Source organism: Streptomyces tropicalis, assembly GCF_029269835.1.
GTDB classification, from domain to species: domain Bacteria; phylum Actinomycetota; class Actinomycetes; order Streptomycetales; family Streptomycetaceae; genus Streptomyces; species Streptomyces tropicalis.
This window is the reverse complement of record NZ_JARJBB010000047.1, coordinates 1-10,055: the sequence shown is the minus strand read 5'-3', so window position 1 is coordinate 10,055 and position 10,055 is coordinate 1. Positions and strand designations below refer to the sequence as shown.

Here is a 10,055-nt window from a genome sequence, read left to right as displayed (position 1 = left end):
GGTCGCGGAGCTGGTCGCCGGCTTCCTTGACGGCCATCGCCGCGGCGGCAGGTGGCGCGGCCTTGCTGGCTGCTCCCGTCGCACCGCCTCCGCCGCCGGCCGAGGGCTTGGACGCGGCCTGCGTCTGCAGCTCGTTCTGCTTCTGCTTTCCCTGTTGATGTGCGGCCTTGGCCCGCTGGCCCGCCTCGTCCTTGACCTGGGCCATGGCCTGCATCTCGTCACCGACGATGGGCAGCCACTTCGCGATCTGGAAGGGCATGAAAAGGGCGATGAAGAGCAGGGCAATGAAGGTGATGCAGGAGCCGATGGCCTGCGGCAAGGTCATGTCGTGGCTGGGGTCGGCGACGCCGTCCAGGAGGGCGCCGGCCAGGGCGAGGGCGAGGTAGATGCCCAGCTTGCTCGCGATGATCCCGCCCATGATCCCGACCCATTTGCGGGTGTGGCCCCACAGGTCCTTGTCGACCAGGCCGGAGAAGACGATCGGGCCGAAGATCAGTCCGAGGAGGATGAGGGCGTCGCGGACGACGAGCATGACCCACAGTCCGAACACCGCAAACAGGATCGCCAGGCCGATCGGAATGGCGATGACCACTCCGAAGCCAGGCACCAGAACGGAAATGGCGGCCAGGGCGGAGAAGATGACCAGTCCACCGACGAATACTTCGGCGATGTAGTCGCCGAGGATCGCCTCGGCCGCACTGTCGATGAAATCGACTGTGGTCATAACCATGGCCGGCATGAATCCCGCCACGGCCACGGACATCAGCAGATAGCCGACGTTCTCCATAGCGGCCTGGGCAACAGGCACACCCCGGACCACCCGCTTCACCACCGAGATCAGCCACTGGACCATCGTGAAGACGACCGCGAGGGCAAAGACGAGACCATAGAGGCGAATGAATCCGGGGTTTCCCCAGTCGATTTCCGTCACGACTAGTCCCCCTCAACCTTTTTTGGCTTCTTCTTGGGCTCGTTCGGATTTTTTCCGGTGAGTTCTTCACCGAAGGCGCCGAACATGCTCTTGGTGCCGGAACGCAGCTTCTGTTCCATGTAGCCGAGCGGGTCACTTGCGAAGTCGATGGCCTCAGTCACGCCCTCGACAACGGAATCAGCGCCCGACTTGTCATAGAGCCACTTGGCGCCGTCCTCCACCTTTTCGCACACGGTCCTGCCGCCGGGCATGTTGCAAGGGTTCGGAATTGCTTGGGCCTTCGGGGCTGCCGGACCCGCCACTACCAGCAGGCTCGCGAACATGGCGGCGACAAGGCCCTGCGCCAGCCGCCGTCGCATGAATTCAGCCTGCATAGCGGGGCGCCTCGAATTCCTTGTTCGCCAGGCGCATTTCGTCGGTAGACGAGGCCGACTGGTCAGGAGCGACGAGGGGAGTGGGGCCATCCGCCAGATCGATCGTCGCGACCTTCCAGTCGCCGTCCTGCCACTGCAAGATCATCGTGTAGGTCGACCAGCTGCCGGAGACGGGCATCTTCGACTTCTCCGTCGGGACCCCGACGACCTCGCTCATCCAGACCTTGACCGTCGCCGTGTCCTGGGAGAACGAGCGCACGCTGGTGCCGAGCGAAGCAGCGCGCATCACCATGTCCGGGGCCGTCTTCTCGGTCACGCCGAGGGCCGCCATCAGAGCCTTGGTGGACTGGTCGTCCTGGGCCTGCTGATTGGCCAGCGCGGACGACGTCATCACCGTCTTCAGCACCTGGTGGCGCAGCGCCGGGTCGGTGAAGTACCCCGGCGACGAGCGGGCGACCTGGTAGTTGACCGCGGCCGCCGCGGCGCCGTCCTTGGTGCGCGGATACCCCACCGGGACACCGCCCTTGACGCTCTTCGCCTTGGCGCCGGGCCCGCTGCCGCCTGCCTGGGAGGAGGGCGTGGAGTCGGCGGGAGCCTCGGGGGTGCCCTTGTCGTCCGTGCCTCCACCGCCGCCGAACAAGGTCAGCACCAACCCGAGCGCCAGCACGACACCGAAGATGATCGAGCCGACCTTGAGCCTGCGCCAGGGGGATGCCTCTCCGGTGCCGGGAGTCTCCGACGCCTTCGGCGTCAGGCTCCGCGTTCCGGTCTGCTTCTGGTTCCCGGCCATTAGATTCCAAACCCGTAGACGATGCCGAACAGGGTCGACATGGAGGCGACTGCAAAGAGACCGAGAAGGGAACTGGCGACCATGGTCTGCCCCTTCTTCGTCTCCATCGTGTTGTGCTGCTGATTTCCGACGCGAATGTGTACGGCGCCGACGATGGCACTACCGAGCAGGAAGAGAATCGCGCCGGCCATGACCACGCCGACGATGATCTTTGCCTTGGTTCCGACTTCGCCGAACACGTCCCAACTGGGCGTAATGCCATCAGTAATGGAACCGATGCCGCCTTCGGCTGCGAGCTGCACCACTTGCTGTGTTACCTGCACGAATCCCTCCCAGGCCGCGAAAGCCTGCCCCAGTCCGCGAAGGACCTGGACAACTGGTTGTCGACAGAGCGGAATGCGAACTTCGCGCCGAATAATCTCCAGCCGAATATAGGGAGGCGGCTAAAACACCTCCCCAGCAGATGCGTTGACGCATCGGCAATTCAATGCCTTAGAATTCAGCGCAAGTTGTCGATTCCCTGCTGCCTTCACTCGGCGCAGACGCTAGCCGCGCAAAACACGGCTATGTAGAGGCGCATTCGCAGCCCTGGGACGCCCGGCTAAACGGGCTCACCCCATGGCACGGGAATTGCGGTTTCCGTCCCTCGTGGCGGGATGCGCATCGACGACTGGGGATCGAGACATGAGCACAGCCATACGCATCGCCGGGGGTGGCATCGCGGCGATGTTCGCTGGCGTTCTCTGCCTGCCGCTGATGCTGGGCGCCGGCGGATCGGACGACGGACCGGCATGGGAGGACTCCTGCACATCCGGCGACGGCGCCGCCATGCAGACGGTCAGCAAGGAACAGGAGATACCGGCCGCAGAGCCCGGGGGGCAGGTCACGGTGCCCCTGAACCCTCAAGGCAAGCAGCAGAGCGTCGACTGGACGGAGGAGCAGAAGCGCAACGCGAGCGTGATCACCAACGTCGCACGCAGCCGCAACCTGCCACCCCGCGCGGCGGTCATCGGCGTCGCCACCGCGATCCAGGAGTCGATGCTCAAGAACATCCGACACGGAGACCGCGACTCCCAGGGCCTCTTCCAACAGCGCCCCTCACAAGGTTGGGGCACGGTCGCTCAGGTCACCGACCCCATCTACGCGTCCAACTCCTTCTTCGAACGCCTGGCCAAGGTCGACAAATGGCAGGTCAAACCGCTCACCCAGGCCGCTCAGAACGTCCAGAGATCCGGCTTCCCGGACGCATACGCCAAATGGGAGAAGACCGCCGGTGAACTCGTCGTCAAGAGCTGGGGCAAGAAGGCCGTGCTCTCCAGCACCTCCGGATGTGACGCGGTCGAGAACGCCGCCAACGCCACCGATGCCAAGGGGAAGGGCGGATGGGCACTGCCCGTGGAGAACTCCCGCGTCACCACCCCGTACAAGGCCGGCGGCGGTATGTGGGCCTCCGGCAGCCACACCGGCATCGATTTCCCCGTCGCCACCGGCACCCGCGTCCAGGCCGTCGGCACCGGCACCATCGTCGAAGCCGGATGGGGCGGCGCGTACGGCAACAACGTCGTCATCAAGATGAGCGACGGCAAGTACACGCACTACGCCCACCTCTCGAAGATCACCGTGAGCAAGGGCCAAACCGTCAAGGCCCGACAGCAGATCGGCCTCTCCGGCTCCACCGGCAACTCGTCCGGCCCGCACCTGCACTTCGAAGCCCGCTCCGGACCCGCGTACGGATCCGACATCAACCCCAGCGCCTATCTCCGCAGCCACGGACTCTCGCTCTGACCCACCTGAAGGAGGAGTGCCCGCGGAGCCATGCCGCGGGTCACACACCATGAACACCAGCACTCGCTACCGGGTCCACATCAGCCGCGACGGCCAGCTCCACATCGACTCCGAGCCGCACGTCGTCCCCGACGGAGTCGATCCCTCGCAGGTCGTCGTCCAGGTCCTCCACATCGAGGCCGCCGGCAGCGGCCAGCCTGTCCTCGTCCACGTCCAGGACGAGCGCACCGCAACCCGCTTCGACATGCAGGTCATGCCCGACGGCACCACCCAGGCGGCAGGAGCCCCGCCCGCAGCCCCGCAACCGACGCCCGCCGGGACGGGACAGCCGCCGAGCAGCCTCTTCGAGCGGCTCGCCGCCGCCCAGGCCGCAGGCCGCGCCCACAACTTCGATGCCGCCATAGTCGCGGCCGACGACATCCTGCAGCAGCTCACCGCCGAGCAGGGCGAGACTGCCTCCGCGACCCTCGAGGCGGCACAGTTCCGAGCCGACCTGGCGTACCTGAGCGGCGAGTTCGCCTTCGCCACCGTCTCGTGGACCTGGCTCGCCCTCGCCTGGTTCGACCGCCTCGGGCCCGGCAAGCGGCGCACCCAGATCGCGGCGCAGAACGCTGCCCAGGCATGGATGCACCTCCCCCCGCACGAGGCCGGCCCCCTCGCCTCCGACCTGGTCAACATGCTCATGGAAGTGGCCGCGCCCGAGCGGACCGCAACCATCCGCGCCCAGATTGCCCAGCGGCTCGGGCAACCAACCAACTAGCAAGGTTGCCTAAGGCCCGACGGGCCTTGACAACCTTGCAACATCAACAGACTGCTACAGTCGTCTGTCACGAGCACAACAACCCCTATGCGCGCAAGAAGCTCGACGACAGAGGAGGCAGGACCAACCATGTGGCGCCTAATGGTGTTCTTCCAGGGTGTCCTCGGGCTCGGCGTCGTCGTCATGTCGCTGGTCAGCGGCCTGATGGTGCTCCGCCACGACGGCCCGAGCACCGAGCTGGCACAGTCCGTCGGCCTGCTCGTCCTGCTCCTTGGTCTGCTTCTGGTCACCGGGCGCCGGATGACCGGTCGTTGGTTCAGGTGGTCGCGCCGCTGACGCCGGCCCTCCCCGGCGCGGTGGGCGAACAGCCCCGCCCGACCACCGCGCATGCCCGCACGTAGAACCCGACGGAGCCCCGCCCACCGGCGGGGCTCCGCCATTGCGGCCGTCGCTCGCTCATACCTAGGCACCGCGATCGTGGCCGTCTGCATCGCGAGCTGAGGCGCGGGCGCGTATGCGGTCAGAGCAGTGGGGGTGCCGATCCGTCATCCGAGAATGGGCCGGTCAATGTGCCGGTGCTCGGTCTCCACGCCGTAGCCGAAGGCCCGTAACAGGGAGGCGAGTTCCTCGGCGACCACCACCGACCGGTGCCGGCCCCCACCACACAGGACATGGATGTCAACCCGGAGGTGGCCGGGCAGAGCCAGAAGCGCCGCGGCGCGGCCGACGCTGCGCTCGATGAGCCGGTCGGTACCCGGGGTGGCCAGCACGTAGGCGCGCACGTCGGGGTCGAGACCATTGGCGCGCAGCATCCTTTCGCGGACGGTGGAGTCCTCCGGAGGGTTGCGCAGAGAGCGCGCATCGACGCGGAGGGCGTCACCACGAGGAGCGTCGTGATGGCCGTCGCCGTAACTGGTGATGACGGACCGAATCAGGGCAGGGGAGGGCGGGGCGCATACGCCAGCGGGAGTCATGAACCAAGTCTCGTGGCCGTGCACGCGGGAGGGGAAGGCGCAGCGGCTTGTTGCATGTTGCCAATTCAACGCTGCTGGTCAGCACCCAGAAGCTCGGCATGCCGAGCGGTCCTGAGGCAACCGCCGGCATCCTCGGCCCGGCCGGTGCGGGCCGTCGCCGGAACAAAAAAGAGAGACCAGCCACAACTGCAACCGCGAAGGCCGCAGAACTACATATGCCCAACTCGTCGGATGGGCTCTGGAGATGGCTGGTCTCGAGAACCAGTTAAGCACACAATCCGCGCCGACGGTCAAGCCGGCGACTCCAACCGCCTCGCGACGAGGTCCCACCGTCGTCCTGCCGAAGGCCACTCGCGAGCCTGATTCCCGCGGGGTGGGACGCGCGACGAAGAATCCGCGCCCATCGCACTCACCCCTTGGACCGCACTCCGGATTCGGCTGGCTGGCCGGTGGATCACGACGCAGCCTGTCTGGAGTCCACCGTCCTCATCCGAACGGAGCCGACCATGACCGAGCCCGGCAACCCCACGGTCACCTGGGCCGAACGCATGGAGCTCCTCAAGGACTCGGCACAGCAGAGGGTGTTGACCGCACCGATGCCGCCAGCCGCCATGGAGCAACTCATCGCGGACGAGAAGGCCGCTGTGCTCGGCCGATTCGAGGGCAGCCCGGTGCGCTACATGGACCGGTGGTGGCGCCACAACGATGAGGGCTGGGTGGCGCTCGACGAAGCCGGATCCACCCAACTCGATCTCCATGCCGAGCGATACCGGGCCGCGACCGCGGCCACCGCAGCCGCAGCCGCAGCCACGCCTCGGCAGGCGGATGCCGACCCCGACGGGACGCAGCTTGACCGGACCGAAACGGGGGTCGTGTGAACAACGACCAGTACGGCGCCCCTCAACACGAGCTCAACGTCCTGTCCAGCCTGCTGCGCGACCGCTCCACCGTGAACCAGCTCGTCGACTGGAACCGCCCCGACCCCCAGTACTGGCTCACGCCCGACCACTTCCAGACGGCCTGGCTGCAGGACGCCTACCGCGCCCTCCTGTCCGGCGGACTCGACGCCATCCAGGAGCGGCTTCGCGCCTACCCCAACGCCGACCCCGCCACCGTCACAGCAGACGCCGTCATGGCCACCATGGCGCTGCCCTACCAGCAGCGGGCAGCCGCGGGAGACCCCACCGCGCAGGCCGCACTGAACGACTCGGGGTACTGGGCCGCCGTCCACAACGCGGTCCGGCAGATGGCACAGCCCACATGGCCGGCCAGCGCGCAGTACGCACGCCACGATGCCTACGTCACCGTCCGAGCAGCTCAGCACCCCTCCACCGCCAAGGACGTCCCGTTCTCACTGTCCCGCGGACGCGCCAACAGCAACGACACCCTGGTCCAGGAACTGGCCGTCATCGGAGCCGTCCTCAACAACCCCGCCCGCGCACAGCAGTTCCGGTACACCCCGTCATCCCCCGACGCATCGCCCTACTGGCTCCAGCCCCAGGACTTCGCCGATCCCTCGACGGCCGAGATCTGGGACGCCCTGGTCACCGGCCCCGACCCCGCGATCGCACTACCCGCAGCGACCGACCCCACCCTCACGCCCGAACAGCGTGCCGCAGCCATGATCCAGCACGTCACCCTGCGGCTGGACTACAGCGACTACCACCGCTCAACCGGCGATGAGGGCGCCAAGGCCCGCCGCGAGGCCAACGCCAATCAGGTCATCGCCACCTACCTCGCGAAGGCGAGCGCACCGGACTTCAGCCCCAACCCCGACAACGCCGCCGAATACGCGGTCTCTTTCATCCTCGAGCCGAGCATCCCCGCTGCCGTCGAGGACCTGGCCGGCCGCGTCCGCGACCACGGACTGGCCGACACATCCCTGGGCCGGGTCGCCCTCGAACTCAGCACCAACGAGTACGCCCTCGACCAACTCGCCGAGCGTCTCGACGCCGCACCCCGCACCCTGGCCGGATACAGCCAACAGCAGGCTCCGACAGTGGCACCCGAGCCATCCGAAGGACAGCCGAGCTACACCTCCCGCCCCATCGAGCGCCGCGTCCTGCTCTCGCTCATGAAATACCCAAGTCAGCTGCAGAGCGGCCCCTCCAGCACCCTGGCCGCACAGGACTTCACCCAGCCCGAGCACGCCTACATCTTCAAGGCCATCCAGTCCCTGCCGCCGCATGCCGCCCATGACCCGTGGCTGCTGACCAACCAGGCCAACCAACTAGCCCGCTATGACGGCGCGCCCGCACTCGACTTCCAGGAACTCAACAACATCTCCCTCGCCGCGAGCACCCTGGACGTCACCCCCGCCGACCAGGGAGCCAGCCACCTCGTCACCATGACGGTCCGCCGCACCGCACGCGACGCCAGCTCCGCGGTCGAGGCGGCCGCGAAGGAGACACTCGACCCCCGTGCCCTCATCGATCACAGCCGCGCGCAGTTCCAGCAGGCCACCCGCGAGGCACTGCGCCATCACGAACAGTCCGTTCCGGAGCCCGCTCCCTACAGCACCCAGCAGGCGAACGTCGCGTGACCCCGACCGCCGCAACCAACGAAGCGCCCCGTGGCTGCTGACGAACCCCGTGCCCCCGGGGCGGGCGGTGACGCCTCCCGCCCCTCGGGGGACACCATCCACAACGCCATCGAGTGGTTCACCAAGGATCGCACCCGAACCCGCCAGAGCATCGAGCACCCCGACGGTGCGATCGCCCCAGGGCGACTCCTCGAATCGGCCCGCTTCGACGTCCAGGTCAACGGGCTCCTGGACGGGCGCGCCTCCGAACAGGCCCAGGCCCTGGTCCACGCCCAGGCAGAGTGGCTCATCCGGCAGATGCCGAGCAACCACCAGCCGCTGTCCCTGGACAGCGCGCAACAGGCCGGCCGGGCCTGGGGAATCCTGATCACCTCCGACACCGACGTCCTGCCCGACCAGGACGTGCTCGCCGAAGTGAGGAAGCGCACCGGAATCTCCAAGCGCGCGGCCGAGGAGATCCGCTACCAGGCCCGGAGCACCAGTGCCTCCTACAACCGGGCCGACATGCTCATCCCGTACGACAACGCTCCCGACGAGGTCCTCAGCGCCGACTGGAACCGTCTCGCCGCCTGCGGACCTGAGCTCCCCGAGGCAGCCGAACGCACGCAGGACGTCCTGGAACTGCTCACCGCCCGAGCCACCGGCACCGACGACCACGACTGGATGGAGGCCACCGCGCAGCACGCCGCGCAGGTCTACGCCAGTGTCATCCGCGCACAGCCGCTCCTGGCCGTCGTCGCCGCGGTGATTCCCCGCCGCAGTCATCCCGATGCCGAAGCCGACCAGGCGCGCCTGGTCGAGCTCGCTCAGCAGGGCCACCTCGGCATCGCCGCCACTGCGGCCGCCCGTGCCCGGGCGGTGCAGGAGTGGGTGGGACCGGCAGAGGCAGCTGTGCCAGACCGGACCAGGACAGTGGAGGCGGGAGCTCCCGGGGCTCGGACCCTGCGGGAACTGAACGAGGCGCTGGCCACCCTCGACCCGGGCCTGGCCTCGTCCGCCTTCACCGCGCTGGACCCCGAGCGTGTCGCGGAGGTCGTCGACGCGATCGGTCAGCTGTCCGCCAGGATGAGAACGGTCTTCCGGACGGCCAGCGCTGCTTCTCCGGCATCGCGCGAGCAGTCCGCTCCGCAACGCCCGCAGCATCAGCAGCCGCCCACCCCCGGCCAGAACCCGGGAGGCACTACCCCCAGGGCCGGGCCCTGAACGGCGAGGCTGCGGCCGCCATCCGAGGAGGCGCGTCTGTACAGCGGAGCCCTCGGGAGCGCAGCACCAGCCGGACGCCGCCCTACCTTGCGAGACCAGCCGGGGAGCGTGGGGGCGCGGTCCACCGCTGCGGATCACCTCCGCCACGACGGTCAGCAGCAGGTGCGGCCGCGATCCGGCGGATGCCGGGCATCGGGTCGTCCGGCTCGAACAGAATCTCGCCCCGCGTTTCTCCTGCGACCCACGCGTTCCAGCAGGTGATGATCAGGCCCAGCTGGTGGGCTGAGGCCAGCCTCCCGCGTGCCCCGACACCGTGATCCAGGAACCAGGCGCGCACGTCCCAGCGCGGGTCCTCAGGCTCCAGGTGGGATGCAGAGATCAGCCCCTGGAGGAACTCGCCCGCGAGCGGGCGGTTACTGGATCCGGCCTGACTGATCAGGTAGGTGATCGCGAGCGAAGCGGGCGGGGTGGACCCGAGACCACTGCGCAGCGCGGTCATGAGCGGTGTGAACTGCGGAAGGTCCTCGTACCGGCTCTGAAGGAGCCGAACCGTCTCGGAGTTCGTGAAGATGCGCCTCGCCCACCCTTCCCACGGAAGGGCGTTGCGCTGGTCCTCGTAGAGGTGGACCAGGTGGACGGCCGCAGCGAGCTCCTGGCGGTGTGAGGCCACCCCGAGCGCCCCCAGGGCGTCCGCCG

11 protein-coding genes and 1 pseudogene are annotated in these 10,055 nt (G+C 68.0%); 6 read left to right on the top strand and 6 right to left on the bottom strand.

Going from position 1 to position 10,055, the window contains the following annotated elements; all coding sequences use genetic code 11:
• The 4 genes from P3H78_RS32220 to P3H78_RS32205 all read right to left on the bottom strand — a co-directional run.
• Window positions 1-931, bottom strand: a 931-nt coding sequence (locus P3H78_RS32220; protein ID WP_276112730.1) for a hypothetical protein, incomplete at its 3' end; no start/stop codon positions are given.
• A gap of 2 nt (window positions 932-933) precedes the next feature.
• Window positions 934-1,305, bottom strand: a complete 372-nt coding sequence (locus P3H78_RS32215; RefSeq protein ID WP_276112729.1) for a hypothetical protein — start codon at window positions 1,303-1,305, stop codon at window positions 934-936.
• Window positions 1,295-2,095 (bottom strand): DUF8175 domain-containg protein, encoded by an 801-nt coding sequence (locus tag P3H78_RS32210; RefSeq protein ID WP_276112728.1) that lies wholly within the window; start codon window positions 2,093-2,095, stop codon window positions 1,295-1,297. The genes P3H78_RS32215 and P3H78_RS32210 overlap by 11 nt, the downstream gene beginning before the upstream one ends.
• Entirely contained in the window at window positions 2,095-2,418 is a 324-nt protein-coding gene (locus P3H78_RS32205) for a DUF8827 family protein (protein ID WP_237498123.1), read from the bottom strand. The genes P3H78_RS32210 and P3H78_RS32205 overlap by 1 nt, the downstream gene beginning before the upstream one ends.
• Before the next feature lie 1,090 nt (window positions 2,419-3,508).
• Between P3H78_RS32205 and P3H78_RS33645 the strand changes: the two are divergent.
• From P3H78_RS33645 to P3H78_RS32190, 3 genes and pseudogenes are all read left to right on the top strand, one after another.
• Window positions 3,509-3,880, top strand: a pseudogene (locus P3H78_RS33645) (M23 family metallopeptidase); the annotation flags it as partial.
• 49 nt (window positions 3,881-3,929) lie between these two features.
• Window positions 3,930-4,640, top strand: coding sequence for a hypothetical protein (locus P3H78_RS32195; protein ID WP_276112726.1), 711 nt, complete (start codon window positions 3,930-3,932; stop codon window positions 4,638-4,640).
• 129 nt (window positions 4,641-4,769) lie between these two features.
• Window positions 4,770-4,976 (top strand): hypothetical protein, encoded by a 207-nt coding sequence (locus tag P3H78_RS32190; RefSeq protein WP_276112725.1) that lies wholly within the window; start codon window positions 4,770-4,772, stop codon window positions 4,974-4,976.
• A gap of 209 nt (window positions 4,977-5,185) precedes the next feature.
• Here P3H78_RS32190 and P3H78_RS32185 read toward each other — a convergent pair whose 3' ends face one another.
• Window positions 5,186-5,614 (bottom strand): RapZ C-terminal domain-containing protein, encoded by a 429-nt coding sequence (locus P3H78_RS32185; RefSeq protein WP_276112724.1) that lies wholly within the window; start codon window positions 5,612-5,614, stop codon window positions 5,186-5,188.
• Window positions 5,615-6,120: 506 nt separating this feature from the next.
• On the opposite strand from P3H78_RS32185, the gene P3H78_RS32180 reads away from it, so the two are divergent.
• From P3H78_RS32180 to P3H78_RS32170, 3 genes are read left to right on the top strand one after another with little or no spacing between them, the layout of a single operon-like run.
• Complete coding sequence (locus tag P3H78_RS32180) at window positions 6,121-6,492, top strand: hypothetical protein (RefSeq protein WP_276112723.1); 372 nt, start codon at window positions 6,121-6,123, stop codon at window positions 6,490-6,492.
• The gene (locus tag P3H78_RS32175) at window positions 6,489-8,156 is read left to right on the top strand and encodes a DnaB-like helicase N-terminal domain-containing protein (RefSeq protein WP_276112722.1); all 1,668 of its coding nucleotides are present in this window, start codon (window positions 6,489-6,491) and stop codon (window positions 8,154-8,156) included. Before P3H78_RS32180 ends, P3H78_RS32175 begins: the two co-directional genes overlap by 4 nt.
• A gap of 30 nt (window positions 8,157-8,186) precedes the next feature.
• The gene (locus P3H78_RS32170) at window positions 8,187-9,359 is read left to right on the top strand and encodes a hypothetical protein (protein WP_276112721.1); all 1,173 of its coding nucleotides are present in this window, start codon (window positions 8,187-8,189) and stop codon (window positions 9,357-9,359) included.
• A gap of 82 nt (window positions 9,360-9,441) precedes the next feature.
• On the opposite strand, the gene P3H78_RS32165 is transcribed toward P3H78_RS32170, so the two are convergent.
• Window positions 9,442-10,055: hypothetical protein (locus P3H78_RS32165; RefSeq protein WP_276112720.1), on the bottom strand; the 614-nt coding region annotated here is incomplete at its 5' end.

Coding starts and splice junctions, on each gene's coding strand:
- P3H78_RS32215 (WP_276112729.1), bottom strand. CDS start 1,305: ATGCAGGCTGAATTCATGCGACGGCGGCTGGCGCAGGGCCTTGTCGCC.
- P3H78_RS32210 (WP_276112728.1), bottom strand. CDS start 2,095: ATGGCCGGGAACCAGAAGCAGACCGGAACGCGGAGCCTGACGCCGAAG.
- P3H78_RS32195 (WP_276112726.1), top strand. CDS start 3,930: ATGAACACCAGCACTCGCTACCGGGTCCACATCAGCCGCGACGGCCAG.
- P3H78_RS32190 (WP_276112725.1), top strand. CDS start 4,770: ATGTGGCGCCTAATGGTGTTCTTCCAGGGTGTCCTCGGGCTCGGCGTC.
- P3H78_RS32185 (WP_276112724.1), bottom strand. CDS start 5,614: ATGACTCCCGCTGGCGTATGCGCCCCGCCCTCCCCTGCCCTGATTCGG.
- P3H78_RS32180 (WP_276112723.1), top strand. CDS start 6,121: ATGACCGAGCCCGGCAACCCCACGGTCACCTGGGCCGAACGCATGGAG.